Consider the following 23155-nt stretch of genomic DNA (forward strand, 5'->3'; position numbering starts at 1 on the left):
TACTGGATTTATCTATAGTGTGAAAATTAACTCTTAATCAGGGTGTCCAGGGTTCGAACCCCTGGTGGTCCACCAAATAAACCCGCACAGTAGTGCGGGTTTTCTTATTATCTATTTGTAATCTGTTAGTTATACTAGTGTATTGTAATGAAATTAGATAATGTATATATTATAGATGATATCCTTTTGTTGAAAATTATATAGAACTATAGGGAAAATTAAAATATAAAATACAGTAAGGTTCTTTGTTACTGGCATGATTCTCACTACCTAGGAGAAATTTATATGGATACGGAAGTACAAAATGCACTTATACAATTGGAAAAACTTACAGATTTATACTTAGTTATATTTGGTGAAAATTCTTTAGATAGGGTTATTTATATGGATCCTCTTTATGGTTATGAGCTATCTGAAATAAAAAAAGGAATTGATGCTTTAGCAACTGCAATTGATAATAATAAGCCCATTGAACAAATACCAAAAAAAATATATGACGAATTGATATTTTAAGCTTTCTACTATCTCTTCTTCTGATTGAGCTGCAATAGCTATGATGAGGTTATTTGGTATGTAATGTTTTATATATTATAGACAATAAAGATGTAATAGCTTATGATTGCTATATAATAATTTTTCTCATTAGGAGGTACCCAATGGCAGTAGATGTTTCTAGAACACAAGATGTATATAAAGATGCAGGCCAAAGTGTTAACTTTACAACCTTATTATTAAATCGCAAAGATCGTGACGCAGAACTTGAAGTTATCCAAGATATGGCAGACCGTATCCAAGCCATTAAACGTTCTGTTAGTATTCGTGCGAATGGTGAAGGATTGGGTATTGCCTTTGGTTTTAGCCGCAAAGCATGGGATTATTTGTTCCCTAATGCACCGGTACCAAAAGAGTTAGAAGATTTCCAAGGTATTAAAGGGGATAAACAAGACGTACCAGCTGTAGCAGCAGATTTATTTTTACATGTACGTTCTAATGATGAATCCGTTACGTATACTGTAGTAGATCAAATTATGGGATTCTTACGTCCTATTACATCTGTAGTCGATGAAACTCATGGTTTCCACTATGAACAAGGTCGTGCTATCATCGATTTCGTTGATGGTACTGAAAACCCTGTTGGTCAAGAGGCTGTTGAGTGGGGTGTTATTGGCGATGAAGATCCTGAATTCACTAATGGTTCTTATGCATTTGCTCAAAAATATGAACATGATCTTGATGCATGGCGTGCACTTCCTACGGAAATGCAAGAAAAATTCATTGGCCGTCGTAAATTCAGTGATATTGAATTAGATGATGATGAAAAAGATCCAGCAGCTCATAATGTAGTGGCTCAAGATAATCGCGATGATGAAGAACATAAAATCGTTCGTATGAACGTACCGTTTGCTCAACCTGGACAAGGTGTACGTGGCACATACTTTATCGGTTATGCTCGTTACTGGGATGTAACTAAAACAATGCTTACTAATATGTTTACGCAAAACGATAAATTGCTTGATTATTCCAAACCTATTACAGGTATGCTCTTCTTCATTCCATCCCTTGATACATTGGATGCTATTGCAGAAGGCGAGTTATAATCGACATAGCTATTTGATGTACATTTTTATAGTTCGTGATGCTCTATTTGGTTAGCAGTAAACAATTCGAGTAAAAATATCATTAAATTCTATAGAAGCGCTCCTTTTAGGGGTGCTTTTATGCTATAATAAATCTATTAAACCCGTAAAAATCCATTGTAGTTATGAATGAGGTATTCCATGAATTATACTAGCACCCGCGGTACCGTTGCGGTAAATGAAACATATGCATTGTTGCACGGCTTAGCAGAGGATGGTGGTCTATATGTGCCATCTTTATTCCCTACAAACTGCTTAACTTACAATGATGTGAAAGATAAAAACTATCAAGAGGTAGCAGCTGTTGTATTAGCTAAGCTGTTCCCATGTTTCTCAGAAGCTCATTTAAAAGAAATGATCAACTCTGCGTACAGTGATGCTAACTTCAGTACTCGTGATATTGCACCGTTACATTCCTTATTAGAAAAGGTTTCTGTCCTAGAATTATTCCATGGCCGTACACAAGCTTTCAAAGATATGGCATTGTCTTTATTCCCATATCTATTAGTAGCGGCAAAAGAAGCAGAAGGTGAGAAAAAAGAGGTTCTTATCTTAACGGCTACATCTGGTGATACTGGTAAAGCTGCACTGGAAGGCTTTAAAGATGTACCTGGTACACATATCCAAGTATTCTACCCAACAGATGGTGTAAGTCCTATGCAAGCAGAACAAATGCAAAAGCAAGAAGGGAATAACGTTAACGTAACGGCTATTCATGGTAACTTTGATGATGCTCAACAATTCTTGAAACGCTTATTCGTTGATAAGGCTACAGCAGAAGAGGTTGCGGAAAAAGGTGTGATGTTCTCCAGTGCGAACTCCATTAATATCGGCCGCTTGGCACCGCAAGTAGTGTACTATGTAAATGCCTATGCTGAGCTCGTAGCACAAGGTGCTATTCACGAAGATGAAGCTTTCAACGTAGTAGTGCCAACAGGTAACTTTGGTAATATCTTGGCTGCTTACTATGCTAAAAAAATGGGTATTCCTATTGGTAAATTGATTTGTGCATCAAACCAAAACAATGTGCTCACTGAGTTCTTTGAAACTGGCACATACGATATGAATCGTCCATTCTATACAACGATTTCTCCATCCATGGATATTCTTGAATCCTCCAACTTTGAACGTTTCTTGTATTATATTTCTGGTGAAGATAGTGAACGTACCGCTGGTTGGATGAAAGATCTTAAAGCAACAGGTAAATTGACTGTCAATGAAGAAGAGTTCAGTCGTGTTAAAGCTAATTTCGCAGGTGCCTACGTTGATGATGAAGAAACAAAAGCCATCATTGAACAAGTGTACAACTCCTATGGTTATGTAATGGACCCTCATACGGCGGTAGCTATGGGTGCATACATGAAGGAATTAGAAAAACATCCTGAAGACGGTGCACGCCATACAATTATTGCGTCTACTGCACATCCATTTAAATTCCCTACAGCCATTTGCGAGGCTTTAGATATCAAAGTAGGTGATACACCGTATGAAAGCTTAGATAATATTTCTGCTGTAACGGGTGTAGCATTCCCTAAACAATTGGAAGCTTTGAAATCTAAACCATTGCGTTTCACAAAAGCAATCGATAAAGAGGATATGAAACAAGAAATTCTTGATTTTGTAGATACGTTCTCTAAATAATACGATGCCGCCTTTCGTTAGAAGGGCGGCATATATTTTGGCTTTGTGAACTCTGTATCTCCTGTATATCGGAGTGCTTATATAGATAATACAGGACAGTAACTATGTAGTAACATTATAGTAGAAGTGTATAGGGAGGTAGTATGGCTAAAAAAGGCCTTATGTACGCATTGTTATCGGCTCTTTTGTTGAGTACGATGAATTTATTCGTAAAGATGCTAGGCTCTAATATTCCTTCTGGGGAAATTGCCTTTTTCCGTGGCTTATTTGGTACTGTAGCGGTTCTTATCGTTATGTATACCCAAGGCATCCGATTCTCTAAAGAAGATAGAGGACATCTACTAATGCGCGGTTTATACGGCGGCTTTGGCATGGTATGTAACTTTATTGCCCTAGTGCATTTAAAGTTATCCGATGCGACGATTTTATTTCAAACATCAGGTATATTCGTACTGATTTTTAGTGCCTTATTTCTTAAAGAACGAGTGCCTAAAGGGGCAGGAAAATGGCTACTCTTGATCTTTGTAGCTGTTATGGTTATGGTAAATCCATTTAGTTTTACTGGCTTTACTTGGTTTGCCTTGGTGGCTATTTTAGGGGCTGCTCTATCTGCAGCTGCGTATACGACCATTCGCCTTATATCTAAACGAGGGAAACATAGCAATTTCGAAATTATGGCTTATTTCATGATTACAGGGATGATTGCAGGCCTCGTTACAACTGATAAGCTCGTTATGCCGCAGGGAACAGATTGGCTTATCATCTTAGCTATTGGTGGTATTAGTGTGGTGGCACAGTTCTTCTTGACTGGTGCTTTTGTTACCACAAATGCTGTAGTAGCTCAGTTTTTACAATATGTTGGGGTATTCATCAGTTCCTTCTACGGCTTCTTGTTCTTTGGTGAAAGCTTATCTATTGAAACGATAGGCGCTGGTGTGGCGATGTTCGTATCTTCTGTTATGTTGGCTCGCCTCAAAGAACAAAGTGGACCTTTACAAGAAGGAAAGGTTATAGAGGATAAAATTAAATAATTGTCGAATCTATACAATAATAGACGTTGTATGACAGTAGAGGTGCTAATCACATTCGTGATTGGCACCTTTTAACATGGTGCGAAAAGTACGCATAAATACTGATTTATTACAATTTTAGATTGACCTATGAAAAACTATATTAAATAAATTCGAAAAACTACATCGAAAAATATTGACATCTCTTCATCTTTCCTTTATGATTAGTACAGTTATTAACGCATTCTCAATTAAGTGTATCTAGGAGTAGTGAGAAATGAAAGAATTTTTGAACGATTTTAAAGCTTTTGCATTCAAAGGTAACATGATGGACCTAGCTATTGGTATGATTATTGGGGCTGCTTTCACAGCGTTGGTTAACTCCGTTGTAAGCAACTTGTTCATGCCTATTATCAGCTTGTTCACAGGCGGTATTGATTTCAGTAACTTGTACTTGCCATTAAATGCTGCATCTAAAGATGCATTCATGGCTGGTGCTGATATTAATACAGCTCGTGCAGTTGGTTCTGTATTGCCATACGGTACATTCATTACTGATTTGATTCAATTCTTAATCTTGGCGTTCGTTGTATTCTTGATGGTTCGCGCATTAGCTAAAATGATGAAAAACGCGAAAGAAGAAGAAGCTGCTGAAGCACCTACAACTAAAGAATGTCAATTCTGTAAAACAGAAATTCACATTGATGCAGTTAAATGTCCTAACTGTACAGCAGATTTGAAATAATTCAAATTTAAAGCTACATAAAAGGAGTAAGGCCTAGGCCTTACTCCTTTTTGTTGTATTACGCCAGCTTTCTAGTATAAAATATAAGTATATAATAGAAATATATGATATTAACTTTAACGCGAAATTCTTGGGCGTGTATTATAAGACGTTTTTGGAGGACTTATACATATGGAAAAAAAACCTCTAGTTGTTGTAAACGGTTTAGTCCGTAAAGATGCAATTGCTTATTTAAAAGAGCACGTAGATGTGCGCCAATGGACTGAAAAGACTGTAATGCCTCGTGAGACATTAAAGGAATGGCTCGTTGATGCGGATGGTTTGTGGTGTGTTCGCCCTTTAGATGTAGACGGTGATCTTGTAAAAAATGCACCTAATTTAAAGGTTATTGCTCAAGCAGCTGTGGGTTATGATAATGTAAAAATTGATGAATTAACGGCAGCAGGTATTCCTTATGGCAATACGCCAGGTGTTCTTAATGAAACCGTAGCAGAGCTTGCTTTTACATTAATTGCCACTGCTAGTCGTCGTATTCTGGAAAATGCTAATTTCGTAAAAGAAGGACGTTGGGCTCAAAGACCATCTAATATTAAAGGCTTTGATTTGAGTCGCCGTACCCTTGGTATTATTGGGATGGGGGCTATTGGTGTATCTATTTCTCGTCGTGCTCGTGCATTCGGTATGACTGTGGTATACCATAATCGTAATCAGCGTATTGATGACAAGATTCATAAAACTACGTATATGGAATTAGATGACTTATTAGCTACTAGTGATGTAGTTTGTGTGATGGCACCACTAACAGATGAAACATATCACATGTGTGATGAAGCATTCTTCAAGAAGATGAAAAATACTGCTTTGTTTGTAAATGTAGGCCGTGGACCTATCGTTGATACAGAGGCTCTCATTAATGCCTTACAAACAGGTGAAATTGATTATGCGGCACTCGATGTAACTGATCCAGAACCATTACCAGCCGATCACCCACTATTAAGTGTTGAAAATTGTCTTATTGTACCACATATTGGTTCCTATACAGATCGCACGCGTTATGACATGTCTATTTTGACAGCCGATAATATTATTGCTGGTGTTCATAAGAAACCATTAAAAACTTGTGTTAATGAAGAGGTTAACTATAAAAAAACAGAAATGGATGTAGAATCTGCTTTAGAAGAGCTTAAAAAAGCAGGCGTTGATTTAGCTGATTTCGACTAATATCACAAGACCTCAAAAGATATGCGATATTATGCAAAATATGGTAAAATAAAAGAATATTTATCCTATGGAGGTTAGAACGTTGGAACATAAAGATATTGAAAAAACTGTAGCTCCTGAAGAAGTTGTATCCGTTAACTTTATCGAAGCTATCATCAACAAAGATAATGAAACTGGTAAATACGGCGGACGCGTATTAACTCGTTTCCCGCCAGAACCAAATGGTTACTTACACATTGGTCATGCTAAATCTATCTGCCTTAACTTTGGTATTGGCAAGCAATATAATGGCTTAACAAACCTTCGTTTTGATGATACAAACCCAGCAAAAGAAGACGTTGAATACGTAAACTCCATTATGGAAGATGTAAAATGGCTCGGCTTTGATTGGGATGGAGAGCCTCGCTATGCATCTGATTATTTCGGTCAAATGTACGAATATGCTAAGAAATTAATCACTCTTGGCAAGGCTTATGTAGATGATCAAACAGCAGATGAAATTAAACAAACACGTGGCGATTTCTCTACACCTGGTACCAATAGTCCATACCGTGACCGTAGCGTAGAAGAAAACTTGAAACTCTTCGAAGAAATGAAGGATGGTAAATACGCTGATGGTGAGAAGGTATTGCGTGCGAAAATCGATATGGCGCATCCTAATATCGTTATGCGTGACCCTGTTATCTATCGTATTGTAAATTCAGAACATCATAATACCGGTAATGAGTGGAAAATCTATCCTATGTATGATTTTGCTCATCCTATTGAAGATGCTATCGAGCGTATTACACATTCCATCTGTACTTTGGAATTCGAGGTTCACCGTCCGTTGTATGATTGGGTACTTGAAGACTGGGATGACACTGAAATTCCACAACAAATTGAGTTTGCGCGCTTGAACGTAACTAAAATGGTTATGTCTAAACGTAAATTGCGTGCTCTTGTTGAGGCAGGCCTTGTAGCTGGTTGGGATGATCCTCGTATGCCTACTATTTCTGGCTTACGTCGTCGTGGTTACACTCCAGAGGCGATTCGTGATTTCTGTGACCGCATTGGCGTAGCTAAGGCTGATAGCGTTGTTGACATTGCTTTGCTTGAGTTCTGTATCCGTGAAGATTTAAAACTCAAAGCTACACGTCCTATGGTTGTTATTGATCCTGTGAAAGTTGTTATTACAAACTATCCAGAAGGTCAAACTGAACTTTGTACCGTTGAAAATAACCCAGAAAATGAAGAGTTGGGTAACCGTGAAGTTGTATTTGGTCGTGAAATTTACATCGAACGCAATGACTTTATGGAAGAGCCAGTTAAGAAATTCTTCCGCTTGGCACCAGGTAAAGAGGTACGCTTAAAAGGTGCATACTTCATTACATGTACTGATGTTATTAAAGACGAAAATGGCAATATTACAGAAATTCACTGTACATATGATCCAGAAACTAAGAGCGGTAGCGGTTGTACACGTAAGGTAAAAGGTACATTGCATTGGGTTGAAGCATCTACTGCAGTAGATATTGAATCTCGCTTATATGACTACTTACTAAAAGAAGATTCTGACGGTAAAGACTTCTTAGGTGACTTTAATCATGAGTCCTTACAAGTATTCCATAGTAAAGGGGAAGCATGTCTCGGTACAACTGTACCAGGAGACCATTTCCAATTCTTGCGTCAAGGTTATTTTGTAACTGATAAAGATAGCACACCAGATCATATCGTAATGAACCGTATCGTTGGTTTACGTGATAGTTGGGCTAAGGCACAAAAGAAATAATGTATCCTACATTGTTAAGATAATGATAAAGAACCGCTCCGTTAAGGGCGGTTCTTTACTACTGTGTTGTTACTAGACATAATGTTGAGAGTTTGTGACATTAACGTTTTATTCGAGGAGATATATGAAAAAATTAGTATTACTTGCTACTGCAGCAGCTGTATTAGTATCTGTTCCGGCGATGGGCTCTGCAGCAAATATTAAGTCCATTTTGAATAGAAGCCAAACAGTAACATATCAAGGTGTTAAATTACCTGAAGGCGTTACTATGTATCCAAATAATCCTAAAGCGCTTTTCGCAGGAGATGCTAAAAAGGATATAAAATCTGTATTTATCGAAGCCGGTGCTACATCTGCCAATGTATATACGCTAAACATTAAAAACGAAAATGAAATGAATTATGCTGTATATGGTGATGTAGTATTAGGTAAACAATTATCTGGTCAGATTAGTGAAACAAAGCATGTTAACTCAGATCCATCTGCACTAGGTGCACTTGCATCTGCTATTAATAAGGGTGATAGCCCAATTCTTGGTACTTTCACAGTAGTGACGCCATTATCTAAACAAGGTAATGTATATGAAGGAACATTAAAATATAAAAGTATAGCTAATAATAATTCTTATAATGAAGTATTACATATTAGTTTGTCTGACAATAAGTACACTGGCCCTAATGCACGCTTTATCGCTATAGATGAAGCTAATGATGCTGCGATATTCCCTAAAGTTAAGTCTTTGCTAACAGCTAAAAAATAAATAATTATTGAAAATATATATCAATTATTCTTGACAATTTTTCTCATCAAGAGTACTATGTGCATATAGGAATTATTCTCATTAGGGGTGGTTCTAACGATATGCAACAGGCAGGTACTATTATGATGAATTCAATTGACCATATCATTGGATATCATTGTGCACCGGCAATTCGAGGGATTAAGCTTTCGAATTTGGTTTCTATTCCACGGGACATGAATGAACAAATCCAATTTGTATTGACAGAATATAATAAAGAGTTCAATGAAAAAGGTTTGTTCTTCTTTGAATTATGTCGCTGTAAAGCGCGTAGACTGTTATTGGTATTCCGTGAGAAGCAATTAAGAGACTATGTACGGCAACCTGCAGTAATGACATTTTTGAAAGCCTACGGTTATCATGATCGTATGAGCATTATGGAGATGCTAGAACATCTACGATACCGTATGGAGGCAAGCATTGATTTTCCACATGAAATCGGCGTATTTTTAGGCTATCCATTAAATGATGTGAAATACTTTATTTCTCGTCGTGGTAGTGGATATCGTATGTGTGGGGAATGGAAAGTTTACCATGACGTGGTAGATGCTAAGCGCTCTTTCTTATGTTACAAAGCATGTCGTGAATTTTGTCAAACTCAATTGATGTTGGGAAAAACATTTAGTTCATTGGTCGCAAGAACGGCCTAGGAGGTACAAGATGATTGGTGTAATTTATTGGTCCGGTACAGGCAATACAGAACAAATGGCTCAAGCAGTAGCAGAAGGTATCAAAGCTGCAGGTCAAGAAGTTGAAGTAAAATCTGTTTCTGAAGTATCTGTAGATGACGCAGCAGCTTACGAAAAATTAGCTCTTGGCTGTGCTGATATGGGTGCAGAACAATTAGAAGAAGGCGAATTTGAACCATTCTACACAGAACTAGAAGCTAAATTGGGTGGTAAAAAAGTAGCAATCTTCGGCTCCTATGGTTGGGGTGGTACTTGGTTGGAAGACTGGGGCACTCGCATTAAAGATGCTGGCGGTGAATTAGTAGCTGATGGCGTAGCTATCTTGGGTGAACCTGATGATGATGGCAAAGCACAATGTGAAGAATTGGGTAAAACATTAGCAAACGCATAATTTACTCTTAACCATTAACATAAATCCTAACAGTTAACAGTATATAAAGGCTGTAATAACGGTAATTCGTTATTACAGCCTTTTTTGTTTGTATTGGTATTAATTATAAGGGTGTATCTCTATATATAATAGAAAATTTGGGTAGTCATGAGTGATAGGAATATTTATGAAAGGTATAGATACATACTGATATACTGGGTCCGTTTTGTAGATATAAGAATATAGATATACACTTGTCTCTATAGAATGTTACTATATTTATTTATGTAGATATGATGATGAATAGGTCATCAAAATTTTTTATAACAATAAAATAATGTGATAAAAATCATAGTGGTTATATGTGTTTATATCAGTACACGTATATGGTTGAATAATTATTGATAACTTTAATGCATGATAGCATTGCATTTTTGTATACATAGACCTATAATTTAAGTAAGGAACCTAACAAAAAATTAGGTTAATACAAAATTAGTTAGAATTATTATCATAATGCTAATTATGTAAACGGACTGAAGTTATTTAGACCATAAAGACTAACCGATACCGATGAGAGGGAGGTTATCTCAATGAGTACATTGGAACGGCTAAAAGTTATAGCCCATGGATTGGCCATACAATTTGGACCATCTTGTGAAGTACTGATACATGACTTACAAGGTGATCTTGATACATCGCTTGTATATATAGAAAATGGGACGATAACAAATCGACATGTTGGCGATGGTCCATCACATGTAGTTTTAGATGTACTCAACTATGATGATGGTAGTGAAGGTAGATTTGGATATCTAACAAAAACTAAGGATGGACGAATATTAAAATCCTCCACTATGTATATCCGTGATGATGATGGCAATATTGCATATTTGTTAGGCATTAATCAGGATATAACAGAGTTTGTTATGATGCATCGATCACTTGAAAGTCTTATAGGCATAGGCCAAGCTGAGACTGGTACTGTTGAAAAAATTACTACAAGTGTATCGGAACTATTAGATGATTTACTACTAGAAGCAGAACGGTTGGTTGGTAAACCTGGACCACTTATGAATAAAGTAGAGCGACTAAAAGCTATTAGCTACTTAAATGAAAAAGGGGCTTTTCTTATCTCTAAATCTTCAGAAAAGATTGCGGAGTATTTCAATATTTCTAAGTTTACTCTTTATAGTGATTTAAATACTGTAAAGGAAGAATCCTAGGAGGCAAATATGGACCGAATTCAGTGGAAACGTAATACGATGGCACCATCTAGTGACAAGTTTTTGTCCGTTATGGATGTTAGAGAAATTAAGAAAGCAAAAGCGTTTCATGAAAGTTTTCCACAGTATAGTGTAACTCCACTAGTATCGCTAGAAAAATTAGCAGATTATATCGGTGTTGATTCTCTCTTTGTAAAAGATGAGTCTTATCGCTTTGGCCTTAATGCTTTTAAGGTATTAGGTGGATCCTATGCGATGGCAAAATATGTAGCTCAACAAACCGGTAAAAACGTTGAAGATGTACCATACGATGTATTAACATCACCGCAATTAAAAGAAGAATTTGGTCAAGCTACATTCTTTACAGCTACTGATGGTAACCACGGTCGTGGCGTAGCATGGGCTGCTAATAAATTAGGTCAAAAAGCTGTAGTATTCATGCCTAAAGGCTCTACAGAATATCGTAGAAAACAAATTGAAAATGAAGGTGCTACCGTAACAATCGAAGAATTTAACTACGATGAATGTGTACGGTTAGCAACTAAAAAATCTAAAGAAGTTCCTAATGGTGTTGTAGTTCAAGACACCGCTTGGGAAGGTTACGAAGAAATTCCAAACTGGATCATGCAAGGCTATGGCACAATGGCTATGGAAACAGCAGAACAGTTAGAAGCTGCAAACTGCAAGGTACCAACTCATGTAGTGGTACAAGCTGGTGTAGGTTCTTTAGCAGGTTCTGTAGTAGGCTACTTTACTAATTTATATAGCAATGCAGCTAAGAAGCCTAAATTAGTAGTTGTAGAAGCTCAAGCAGCAGCTTGCTTATACAAAGGGGCTGTAGCTGATGATGGTAATCCTCGTATCGTTGAGGGTGATTTAGATACAATCATGGCAGGTTTAGCTTGTGGCGAACCAAATACAGTTTCTTGGGATATTTTAAGAAACCATGCGGATGTATTCGTATCTGCTCCTGATTGGGTAGCAAGACTTGGAATGCGCGTTGGTGGGGCACCAATTAAAGGTGACACACCAATTACGACCGGTGAATCTGGTGCAGTTCCACTAGGTCTTGTAACGGCAATTATGACAATGCCAGAATATGAAGACTTACGCAAGGAATTAGAATTAGATGCGTCTTCAAAGGTGCTCTGCTTCTCCACTGAAGGTGATACAGACCCTGAAAGATATAAAAACATTATGTGGTACGGTGAAGATCGTTAGGAGGCATTAATTATGGATTTACAAGCAATTAAACAAGCAGCAGCAACTTATGGACCAGCGATGACCAAGTTCTTACGTGAAATCGTAGCATTCCCTGGTGAAAGTGCAGAAGAAAAAGAGCACGTTCAACGCATTGAAAAAGAAATGAAAGATCTTGGCTTCGACGAAGTTGAAGTAGACCCAATGGGTAACATTCTTGGTTACATGGGTACTGGTAAAACACTTATTGCCTTCGACGCTCATATCGATACTGTAGGTATTGGTAACCGCGATAACTGGAATTTCGATCCTTATGAAGGTTTCGAAGATGAAACTAAAATCGGTGGTCGTGGTGTATCCGACCAATTAGGTGGTATCGTATCCGCTGTATACGGCGCTAAAATCATGAAAGACTTAGGTCTTTTAAGTGATAAATATCGCGTACTTGTTGTAGGTACAGTTCAAGAAGAAGACTGCGATGGCCTTTGCTGGGAATACATGATTAAAGAACGTAATATTCGTCCTGAATTCGTAGTATCCACTGAACCAACTGACGGTGGTATCTACCGTGGTCAACGTGGCCGTATGGAAATCCGCGTAGACGTACAAGGCGTATCTTGCCATGGTTCCGCTCCTGAACGCGGTGACAACGCAATCTACAAGATGGCTGACATCCTTCAAGATATCCGTGAATTGAATGCTAACTCTGCTGATGAAAGCACAAAAATTAAAGGTCTTGTTAAAATGCTTGACCCTAAATTCAATCCTGACCACTACGAAGAAGCTCGCTTCTTAGGTCGCGGTACTGTAACTACTTCCCAAATCTTCTACACTTCTCCGAGCCGTTGTGCAGTAGCTGACTCTTGCTCCGTTTCCTTGGACCGTCGTATGACAGCTGGTGAAACATGGCAATCCTGCTTGGCTGAAATCGAAGCTTTACCACATGTTAAAGAATATGGTGCGAAAGTATCCATGTACGAATATGCTCGTCCATCCTGGACTGGTTTAACATATCCAATCGAATGCTACTTCCCAACTTGGGTAATTCCTAAAGATCACAAAGTAACAGAAGCTTTGGAAGAAGCATACACTAGCTTGTATGGTAACGAACGTATCGGTGCTGAAGACACAGTTGAAATGCGTAAAGCTCGCCCATTGACTGATAAATGGACATTCTCTACTAACGGTGTATCCATCATGGGTCGTAATGGAATCCCTTGCATCGGCTTTGGTCCTGGCGCAGAAGCACAAGCACATGCTCCTAACGAAATCACATGGAAACAAGACCTTGTAACATGTGCAGCTGTATATGCATTATTACCATCCGTATACTGCAAAGACTAATATCATATACATTGAATTAGATCTCTTTAAAACGGAAATCACTAGAACATAGTTCATAACTACAAATTTAATATGGTACCTCACCATTTGATGAGGTACCGTATAAAGTTAGATCCTAAGTAGCCCTTTAGGGAATTGAAAGAGAGGACTTACAGATGACAGACTTCAATAAAAGTATTGAAACTTTAAAAGACTTAGACGTTAGCAAAATGTACGGCGAAGATTTCTTCCTTACATGGGAAAAATCTGAAGATGAATTAAAAGGTGTTTGGGCAGTAGCTGATGCGTTACGTGCTCTTAGAGAACGCAATATTTCCACTAAAGTATTCGACAGCGGTCTTGGCATTTCCTTATTCCGTGATAACTCCACAAGAACTCGCTTCTCCTTCGCCTCCGCTTGTAACCTTTTAGGTTTAGAAGTTCAAGACTTGGATGAAGGTAAATCCCAAATTGCTCACGGTGAAACAGTTCGTGAAACAGCTAACATGATTTCCTTCATGGCTGATGTAATCGGTATCCGCGATGATATGTACATCGGCAAAGGTAATGCTTACATGCATCAAGTATCCGATGCAGTAAAAGAAGGTCACGAAGATGGCGTATTAGAACAACGTCCTACACTTGTAAACTTACAATGCGATATCGATCATCCAACACAAATCATGGCTGATGCAGCTCATATCATCAAAGAATTTGGTGGTGTAGAAAACCTTAAAGGTAAAAAACTTGCTATGACTTGGGCGTACTCTCCATCTTATGGTAAACCTTTATCCGTACCTCAAGGTGCTATTGGTTTATTCACTCGTCTAGGTATGGAAGTTGTATTAGCACATCCAGAAGGCTACGAAGTAATGCCAGAAGTTGAAGAAATCGCTAAGAAACAAGCTGAAGAAAGTGGCGGTTCCTTCCGTAGAACTAACGATATGAAGGACGCTTTCAAAGATGCAGATATCGTATATCCTAAGAGCTGGGCTCCATTTGGTGCGATGGAAAAACGTACGAAACTATATGGCGAAAACGACCATGAAGGCATTAAAGCATTAGAAAAAGTTCTTCTTGAAGAAAATGGTAAACATAAAGATTGGGCATGTACTGAAGAGATGATGAGTCTCACTAAAGACGGTAAAGCTCTTTACTTACATTGCTTACCAGCAGATATTACAGGTGTAAGTTGTGAAGAAGGCGAAGTAGATGCAACAGTATTCGATCGCTATCGCGTACCTCTTTATAAAGAAGCAAGCTACAAACCATATGTAATTGCAGCTATGATCTTCTTAAGCAAATTTAAGAATCCTGTAGAAACCTTAAAAGAATTAGAACGGAAGGGAACTGACCGAGTTCAACCGTAAAGTAAAGTTTAGGGGCCATCCGTGATGATGGCTCCTTTTTATTCTAAATAGTTTGTTATGAGGCATAACATGAAAAAAAGAGTTGTAGTAGCATTAGGCGGGAATGCATTAGGTAATTCCCTTCCAGAACAAAAAATTGCCGTAAAAAGTACAGCTAAAACAATCATTGATTTAGTAGAAGCCAATTGTGATGTAGTAGTAACGCATGGCAATGGCCCTCAAATCGGTATGATCAACAATGCAATGGCTGCATTGACACGTGAAGTAAAAGGACAACCAAATACACCATTGTCCGTATGTGTGGCTATGAGCCAAGCATATATTGGATATGACTTACAAAATGCGCTTCACGAAGAATTGTTAAATCGTGGTATTGAACATTTGCCAACTATGACAATGGTTACGCAAGTATTAGTTGATCAAAATGACCCTGGTTTTAAAAATCCTACAAAACCAATTGGTCACTTTATGACTAAAGAAGAAGCTGAATATGCAGAAAAAAATTACGATTATGTTGTAAAAGAAGATGCTGGCCGCGGTTATCGCCGTGTAGTAGCATCCCCAGCACCTAAAGAAATTATCGAAATCGAAGCGATTAAAGGCTTAGTAGGTAAACAATTAATCGTTGCTTGTGGCGGTGGCGGTATCCCTGTAACTAGAGAAGGTAATGAACTTCATGGTGCAGCAGCCGTTATTGATAAAGACTGGACTAGTAGCTTGTTAGCACAAGAAATTGATGCTGATGTACTTGTTATCTTAACAGCGGTTGAAAAAGTAGCCATTAATTTTGGTAAAGAAAATGAAAAATGGCTTGATGAAATCACAGTTGCAGAAGCTAAAGAATATGCAGCAGCAGGTGAATTCGCAGAAGGTTCTATGAAACCAAAAGTAGAAGCTGCCATTGCATTTGCAGAATCTAAAAAAGGCCGTGTTTCCATTATCACATTATTAGAAAAATCTAAGGATGGTATAGCAGGAAAAACAGGTACGCGTATCGTATTATAATAATATATAGATTTATAAGTATGCATCCAACGATTCGTTGGGGAGGTGCCCTATGATTATATTAGGAAAAGGTACTGTAATTACTCGCGATACTGATAGACCTATCATTTATGATGGCGCTGTTGTTATTGACGGAACTCAGATTATTGATATTGGCGCATATGATGAATTATGCAAAACATATAAAGAGGCAGAAGTTATTGATGCTCATGGCGGTTTGATTATGCCAGGCTTTATTAATGCACATCATCATATTTATTCCGCTCTTGCACGAGGCTTATCCTTACCAGGTCCAGCACCAACAAACTTTGGTGAAATTTTAGAAGGCCTATGGTTCTATTTAGATAATAAGCTGACAGCTCCAGATGTGAAGGCAAGCGCATTACTTACATATTTAGGTTGTATCGAAAATGGTGTAACTACTATTTTTGACCACCATGCAAGTTATGGCGAAACAGTTAATAGCCTATCTATTATTGCAAATGTAGCAAAACAGTTTGGTGTTCGCTCTTGTTTGTGCTACGAAGTGTCTGACCGTAACGGTGTTGATCAGATGAAAGCCGCTGTTGCAGAAAATGTACGTTTTGGTAAAGAGGCTAAAAAAGATCCATCTAGACTCGCTGCTATGATGGGCTTACATGCATCCTTTACATTAAGTCCTGAAACATTAGATTATGTGAAAGCACAAAATGAAGACAAGTTAGGATATCACGTTCATGTTGCTGAAGGCCCAGAAGATGTGGCAGATAGTAAAGAAAAATATGGCATGACACCTGTAAGACGACTTGTAGAAGCTGGTATTTTAGGACCTAAGAGTATAGCTGGTCACTGCGTACACGTAACTGATCAAGATGTGGAATTATTAAAAGAATCTCAAGCTAAGGTTGTTCATAACCCTGAAAGTAACATGGGTAATGCAGTAGGCACAACAGATATCTTGAAGCTTTTAGGTGCAGGTATCACAGTTGGCCTTGGTACAGATGGCTATACAAATGACATGCTAGAATCCTACAAAGTTGCAAATTGTCTTGTAAAACATGAGCAACATAAACCATATGTAGGCTGGGGTGAAGTTCCTCATATGCTATTTGAAAACAACCGTAAAATGGCGAATGAATTCTTTGATACTACAGTAGGCATCCTTAAAAAAGGTGCTGCAGCTGACGTAATCGTTCTTGATTACGCAGCACCAACACCACTTGATGAAAATAACATCAATGGTCACTTATTATTCGGTGCTAATGGTATGTATGTGGTAACAACTATTAGTGATGGTGTACCACGTATGATTGACCGTAAATTACAAGGCATCGACAAAGCTGAAGTAATGAACGAAGTTTTAGCAACATCTAAAGGTTTATGGAAACGACTAAACCCATAACGCAAACGCTTTAAAGGAGTGTGACATTATGAGTGACATTATGTATCCGGTAAGTTTCGGAAAATTGATGAACCACATTATGACTGAGTACAAGATGTACAATCGTATTTACAATGTAAATAAAATTCATCGTATCAATCATGAACAACGTTTACCAATGTTTGGTAAATCTATTGAAAATCCTGTAGGCCCAGCAGCAGGTCCTAATACACAGTTGGCACAAAACATTGTGGCATCTTATGTAGCAGGTGCTCGTTGCATCGAATTAAAAACTGTACAAATTATGTACGGCGAAGAACTAGGTATTCCTAGACCTTGTATCTACTCTGTAGACGAAACATACAACGTAGAATGGTCTTCTGAATATAGCTGTGATGAAGCTGCTGATGAATATATCAAAGCATGGTTCGCTTTAAAATTAATCTCTAAAGAATTAGGATTAGGCGATCCAGATGGTTTCCTATTCATCATGAGTGTTGGTTACAACTTGGCTGGTATTAAGAGTCCAATGGTTGATAAATTCATCAACACAATGCGCAGTGCATCTCAATCTCCTATGTGGGATACTTGTAAACAATGGTGCCTTGACCATGTAGATGAATTTGAACATATCGATGCCGATTATATCAACTCTATTAGCGATGAACTTTGCCAAGCAATTACATTGTCCACAATGCACGGTTGCCCAGCAGAAGAAATCGAATCGATTTGTTCTTACCTTATCAGTGAAAAAGGCCTTCATTTATACTTGAAATGCAATCCTACATTGTTAGGTCCAAAACGCATTAGAGAGTTATTAGATAATGCAGGCTTTGAATATATTGACTTTGAAGATCACCAATTCGAAGTTGACCTTCAATTTGATAAAGCTGTTCCAATGTTAGAACGTCTTATTGCTCTTGGTGAAAAACACAACAAGATCTTTGGCGTTAAATTGACAAATACATTCCCTGTACAAATTCACAACAATGAATTGCCAGGTGAGCAAATGTACATGTCTGGTAAATCCTTGTTACCTGTAACAATTGGTGTAGCTGAGCTCCTAAGTGCTCAATTCGGCGAACGCTTACCAATGTCTTACAGCGGTGGCGCTGTAAAACAAAATATCAAAGCTATCTTTGATTGTGGTATCTGGCCTGTAACAGTATGTACAATTCTTCTTCAAGGTGAAGGCTACAATACATTTAAAGGTTTAGCCGATGAAGTAGAATCTACTGATTACAACGCTGCTTTGAAAGTACATAAAGATCTAATCGCTAAACTTGCTAAAGATATTAGTGAAAATAAAATCTTCAAGAAGAGCGATGCAATGAAGAAAAAACGTGAAGCAATGCCATCCTTCCCAGGTACACGTAGTTCTGATTATCACTGCCGTGTAACATGTGGCTCTTGTGTTCGCGTATGTCCTAATAGATGTAATGAAGTCGTTACTGTAAATGATGCTAAATTGATTATCCATATTGATCAAAGCTGTAATGAATGTGGTAACTGTGCATGTCATTGCGTAGAACCTTGTCAACCATACAAGGATCGCATTACATTCTTCCACAATGCCGAAGCTTTAGCAGATAGTACAAATGATGGATTCTACATCACAGGCACTAGCTGTGGTTATCGCTTCAAAGGGGAAGAAGCCGTATGTGACATCGATGCATTACCTGAAGAATTGAAAGGAGTCGTACATGCCTTCTGTAAAGAGCATGTGTACTATGTATCATGATTATCATACAACAAGGGGACTTGGTCTTAACTGATGGAATCCTTACCGGAGATTTACTTATCGATGGCGACAAAATTGTCGCCATTGATGAACACCTTTCTGTTCCAGAAGGTGCTGAAGTTATTAATGCAAAAGGTTGCTATGTATTCCCTGGATTTATAGATCCTCATACACACTTTCAGATGACAAATGCCTTAGCGTCTACTGCGGATGATTTTGATAGTGGTACAAAGGCTGCTATTCTTGGTGGGACAACATCAATCATTAATTTTGCTTCTCCTGAGGAAGGATCCCTTTGTAAAGGTTTAGAAGTTCACAAGGAGCGTGCTGCAGGGCATTGCTCCTGTGACTACAAATTCCATATGGAACTTGTAGAAATGAATGAAGATGTAGCCCGTGAGATACCACAGGTCGTAGAGGCTGGTGTGTCATCCTTTAAAGTGTATTTAGCGTATGGTTTCCGTTTAACGGACCGTGAGATTTATGACGCTATTGAAGCTATAAAACCAACAGGCGCACTTGTAGGAGCTCACTGTGAAACTGGGGATCTCATCGATGCACTCGTTGCTGATAAGCGTAAGCGCGGTGAATTAGATGTAAGCAATCATCCACTCACAAGACCTGTCATGATTGAATCGGAAGCGATTAAGCGCTTTAGTACAATCGGTGCTGCATTAGACTATCCTGTACATATTGTTCATGTAAGTTCTAAAGAGGGCTTAGAAGAGGTTGTTCGGGAACGAAACTTAGGACATAAAGTGACTTGTGAAACTTGCCCACAATATTTGGTACTTGATGAATCACGATATACGTTGCCTGATTTTGAAGGTGTTAAATATGTGATGAGTCCACCGCTGAGAACGATACAAGATCAAATGGCATTAAAGGATGCATTAGTAAATGGTCTATTCCAAACGATTGGTTCTGATCATTGTAGCTTTACCTTTAATGATCAAAAATTAAAGAGTCGACATGATTTTACCCGTATTCCTGGAGGTATTCCAGGCGCAGAGGAACGGGGCATCATCGCTTATGATGTGTTGGTAAATCAATGCAATATGAGCGCTGTAGATTTTATGAAATTAGTTAGTGAAAACCCTGCAAAGCTTTACGGTATGTATCCGAAGAAGGGCACATTAGCCGTTGGCAGCGATGGGGATATTACAATTGTTGATAAGCGCATTGAGCATGTGCTTTCAAAAGAGTCCGCCCATACAAAGGCTGACTATATACCTTATGAGGGCATATCCGTAACAGGTAAAGTTCGAGATGTTATCCTTAGAGGTCACCATGTGGTACAAGATGGATCCTTATTAGAATCATATCTTGGTGAATGTATTCCTTAATGAGAGGAGGGCTATATATGTACCGCTTTCAAGTGAATGGCACCCAACATGAGGTTCAAGAGGATCAACGTTTAATTGATTTCTTGAGAGCTGATTTGAAATTGACGGGCACTAAAGAAGGCTGTAGTGCTGGTGCTTGTGGTACGTGTACAGTAATTATAGACGGAAAAAAAGCAAAGGCTTGTGTAACTAAATTATCCCAATTAGATGGTAAATCAGTCGTAACAATTGAGGGCCTATCTGAACGGGAAAAAGCGGTATACACCTATGCTTTTGGTGAATGCGGAGCGGTGCAGTGTGGTTTCTGTATCCCAGGTATGATTATTAGTGCAAAAGTTTTGATTGATGAAAATAATGACCCTACACCTGACGATGTTAAAAAAGCTATTTTAGGTAATATCTGTCGTTGTACTGGTTATGTGAAAATCGAAGAAGGCATTATGCTGGCAGCAAAAATGTTCCGTGAGAACTTACCAGTTCCTGAAAAGGATACAAATGGTAATGTAGGTGCTCGTTTACACCGCGTTGATGCGGAGGAAAAAGCACTTGGTACTGGAAAATATGCTGACGATATCCATATGGATGGCATGATTTACGCAAAAGCGTTGCGTTCTAAATACCCTCGTGCTAGAGTCGATCGCGTTGATGTGTCTAAAGCACTTGCACATCCTAAGTGTGTAACGGCTTTGACTGCTAAAGATGTACCATTCAATAAGACTGGTCATTTAGTGCCAGACTGGGATGTACTTATCGCAGAAGGTGATAATACTCGCTATGTTGGCGATGCAATTGCATTAGTAGCAACTACAGAAAAGAAATATTTGGACGAAGTTCTTGCTCTCGTTGAAGTTGATTATACAGAGTTAGAGCCTGTAGTAGACCCATTAGAAGCATTGAAACCGGATGCACCTCAATTACATCCAAATGGAAATGTATTGACTCGTCAAACATTATCTCGTGGTGATGTAGATAAGGCTATTGCTGAGGCCGCATTTGTAGTGACAAATCACTATTCCACACCTCAAACAGATCATGCATTCATGGAACCTGAATGTGCTGTAGCATATCGTGAAGGCGATGTAATTCATCTCTATTCAGGTAGCCAAAATGTTTACGATGATCGTCATGAAGTATCTCGTATGCTTGGCATTCCTGAGGAATCTGTAAAAGTTCATAGCATGCTTGTAGGTGGTGGCTTTGGTGGTAAAGAGGACATGAGCGTACAGCATCATGCATCTCTTGTAGCATGGCTCACAGGCAAACCAACTAAGGTTCTCTTCTCCCGTCAAGAAAGTCTTAATATTCATCCTAAACGACATGCGATGGAGATGGATATTACTACTGCTTGTGATGCAGAAGGTAACTTGGTAGCAAGTAAGGTGAACATCGTATCTAACTGTGGTGCATATGCATCCTTAGGTGGTCCTGTACTTCAACGTGCAGGTACACACTCTTGTGGTCCTTACAAATTTGATAACTTTGCCTTTGATGGTGTTTGCGTTTACACAAATACTGTTCCTGGTGGTGCATTCCGCGGGTTCGGTGTAACACAAACTATCTTTGGTCAAGAACAAAACATTGATGAATTAGCTGCATTGGTAGGCATGGATCCTTGGGAGTTCCGTTATAAAAACGTTGTTCGCCCTGGTGATTCCTTACCAAACGGCCAAATTTGCTCCGAAGAAACTGCATTAGCAGAATGTTTGGAAGCCGTAAAAGATGCATACTATGCATCTGATCGTACGGGCCTTGCAGTATGCTTGAAAAATAGTGGTATCGGTGTAGGGTTACCTGATACTGGTCGTGTTATCTTAGAAGTACGTGATGGTAAAGTTCGTATCCGTACTGGTGCAGCATGTATCGGTCAAGGTATGGCGACTATGGCTACTCAAGTGCTTTGTGAAACAACTGGCTTAACAGCGGATAAAGTATTTGTGGAACGTCCAGATACAGTACGTACACCAGACTCTGGTACAACTACTGCATCTCGTCAAACAGTATTCACTGGTGAAGCAACGCGTAAAGCAAGTCTTCGCTTGAAAGAAATGTTAGAAACTAAGACATTAGAAGAATTGAATGGTGTAGAAATTTATGAAGAGTTCCTTGGTGAAACAGATCCATTCAACTCTGATAAACCACATCCGAAAAATCACGTTGCTTACGGTTATGGTGCTTGTGTAGCTAGAATTGGTGAAGATAATAAAGTTGCTGAACTACATGTAGCATACGATGTAGGTCGTGTTGTAAATCCTCAATCTTGTGCTGGGCAAGCCGAAGGCGGTGCTATCATGGGTATGGGCTATGCAGTTACAGAAGACTTCCCTTATAAGGATGGCTATGTAACAGCTAAATATGGCACATTAGGTCTTCTTAGAGCCACACAATGTCCCCCAATTCATGTAAGCCTTATTGAAAAAGGGACACCAGAACAATATGCATATGGCGCTAAGGGTATTGGCGAAATCTCTAGTATCCCTATTGCACCAGCTATTGCAAATGCATATCGTCGTACCGACGGAGAACCACGTAGGTCCTTGCCGATTCAACATACAGGTTATAAAAAATAGAATATTTGCTTAATGGGTAGGGGCTACGGCCCCTGTCCATCAAGGTTCCCACGTGAAGTCTATGAGATTTTTAAACTCTATCAAGTACGATAGTATGACTATATTATTTACTAGTAACTAAAACGTAAGATATG

19 protein-coding genes are annotated in these 23155 nt (G+C 38.6%); all 19 read left to right on the top strand.

Translation table 11 applies throughout. The features are described 5' to 3' along the window. Positions 1–285: 285 nt before the first annotated feature. The 19 genes from ACSV5T_RS00005 (at position 286) to xdh (ending at position 23021) form a co-directional block, all read left to right on the top strand. Positions 286–513 (top strand): hypothetical protein, encoded by a 228-nt coding sequence (locus ACSV5T_RS00005; protein WP_227721586.1) that lies wholly within the window; start codon positions 286–288, stop codon positions 511–513. A 143-nt stretch (positions 514–656) separates the two neighbouring features. Next, the gene (locus ACSV5T_RS00010; RefSeq protein ID WP_438319924.1) at positions 657–1598 is read left to right on the top strand and encodes a Dyp-type peroxidase; all 942 of its coding nucleotides are present in this window, start codon (positions 657–659) and stop codon (positions 1596–1598) included. A gap of 180 nt (positions 1599–1778) precedes the next feature. Next, positions 1779–3278 carry a threonine synthase gene (gene thrC, locus ACSV5T_RS00015; protein WP_438319925.1) on the top strand — a complete coding sequence of 500 codons (1500 nt, stop codon included), beginning with the start codon at positions 1779–1781 and terminating at the stop codon, positions 3276–3278. 143 nt (positions 3279–3421) lie between these two features. Continuing rightward, the gene (locus tag ACSV5T_RS00020; protein ID WP_156719044.1) at positions 3422–4309 is read left to right on the top strand and encodes a DMT family transporter; all 888 of its coding nucleotides are present in this window, start codon (positions 3422–3424) and stop codon (positions 4307–4309) included. A 256-nt stretch (positions 4310–4565) separates the two neighbouring features. After that, positions 4566–5033, top strand: a complete 468-nt coding sequence (gene mscL, locus ACSV5T_RS00025) for a large conductance mechanosensitive channel protein MscL (RefSeq protein ID WP_295819628.1) — start codon at positions 4566–4568, stop codon at positions 5031–5033. 171 nt (positions 5034–5204) lie between these two features. After that, positions 5205–6254 carry a 2-hydroxyacid dehydrogenase gene (locus ACSV5T_RS00030; RefSeq protein WP_438319927.1) on the top strand — a complete coding sequence of 350 codons (1050 nt, stop codon included), beginning with the start codon at positions 5205–5207 and terminating at the stop codon, positions 6252–6254. Positions 6255–6336: 82 nt separating this feature from the next. Further along, complete coding sequence (locus ACSV5T_RS00035; RefSeq protein ID WP_438319928.1) at positions 6337–8025, top strand: glutamine--tRNA ligase/YqeY domain fusion protein; 1689 nt, start codon at positions 6337–6339, stop codon at positions 8023–8025. A 124-nt stretch (positions 8026–8149) separates the two neighbouring features. After that, positions 8150–8785: a hypothetical protein gene (locus tag ACSV5T_RS00040; RefSeq protein ID WP_438319929.1), complete on the top strand. Its 636-nt coding sequence runs from the start codon at positions 8150–8152 to the stop codon at positions 8783–8785. Positions 8786–8886: 101 nt separating this feature from the next. Beyond that, positions 8887–9474, top strand: coding sequence for a DUF3793 family protein (locus ACSV5T_RS00045; protein ID WP_105094098.1), 588 nt, complete (start codon positions 8887–8889; stop codon positions 9472–9474). Positions 9475–9484: 10 nt separating this feature from the next. After that, positions 9485–9904, top strand: a complete 420-nt coding sequence (locus ACSV5T_RS00050) for a flavodoxin (protein ID WP_105089459.1) — start codon at positions 9485–9487, stop codon at positions 9902–9904. Positions 9905–10476: 572 nt separating this feature from the next. Continuing rightward, positions 10477–11109: a helix-turn-helix transcriptional regulator gene (locus ACSV5T_RS00055; RefSeq protein WP_295792726.1), complete on the top strand. Its 633-nt coding sequence runs from the start codon at positions 10477–10479 to the stop codon at positions 11107–11109. A 9-nt stretch (positions 11110–11118) separates the two neighbouring features. Then, the gene (gene dpaL / locus ACSV5T_RS00060; RefSeq protein WP_438319930.1) at positions 11119–12330 is read left to right on the top strand and encodes a diaminopropionate ammonia-lyase; all 1212 of its coding nucleotides are present in this window, start codon (positions 11119–11121) and stop codon (positions 12328–12330) included. A 12-nt stretch (positions 12331–12342) separates the two neighbouring features. Next, positions 12343–13653: a YgeY family selenium metabolism-linked hydrolase gene (locus ACSV5T_RS00065; protein ID WP_119208547.1), complete on the top strand. Its 1311-nt coding sequence runs from the start codon at positions 12343–12345 to the stop codon at positions 13651–13653. A gap of 155 nt (positions 13654–13808) precedes the next feature. After that, on the top strand, positions 13809–15002 hold the full coding sequence (gene ygeW / locus ACSV5T_RS00070) for a knotted carbamoyltransferase YgeW (RefSeq protein ID WP_105089457.1): 1194 nt from the start codon (positions 13809–13811) through the stop codon (positions 15000–15002). Between the two features lie 69 nt (positions 15003–15071). Beyond that, complete coding sequence (gene arcC, locus ACSV5T_RS00075) at positions 15072–16007, top strand: carbamate kinase (RefSeq protein ID WP_105089456.1); 936 nt, start codon at positions 15072–15074, stop codon at positions 16005–16007. 52 nt (positions 16008–16059) lie between these two features. After that, positions 16060–17388 (top strand): putative aminohydrolase SsnA, encoded by a 1329-nt coding sequence (gene ssnA / locus ACSV5T_RS00080; RefSeq protein ID WP_438319931.1) that lies wholly within the window; start codon positions 16060–16062, stop codon positions 17386–17388. A gap of 28 nt (positions 17389–17416) precedes the next feature. After that, positions 17417–19108, top strand: a complete 1692-nt coding sequence (locus ACSV5T_RS00085) for a selenate reductase (protein ID WP_295780583.1) — start codon at positions 17417–17419, stop codon at positions 19106–19108. After that, entirely contained in the window at positions 19105–20454 is a 1350-nt protein-coding gene (hydA, locus tag ACSV5T_RS00090) for a dihydropyrimidinase (RefSeq protein WP_438319932.1), read from the top strand. Before ACSV5T_RS00085 ends, hydA begins: the two co-directional genes overlap by 4 nt. A gap of 17 nt (positions 20455–20471) precedes the next feature. Continuing rightward, a complete protein-coding gene (gene xdh / locus ACSV5T_RS00095) occupies positions 20472–23021 on the top strand; it encodes a selenium-dependent xanthine dehydrogenase (RefSeq protein ID WP_438319933.1) in 2550 nt (849 codons plus the stop codon). Positions 23022–23155: the final 134 nt, after the last annotated feature.

It is taken from the genome of Veillonella sp. ZSJB6 (assembly GCF_051549505.1).
GTDB lineage: Bacteria > Bacillota > Negativicutes > Veillonellales > Veillonellaceae > Veillonella.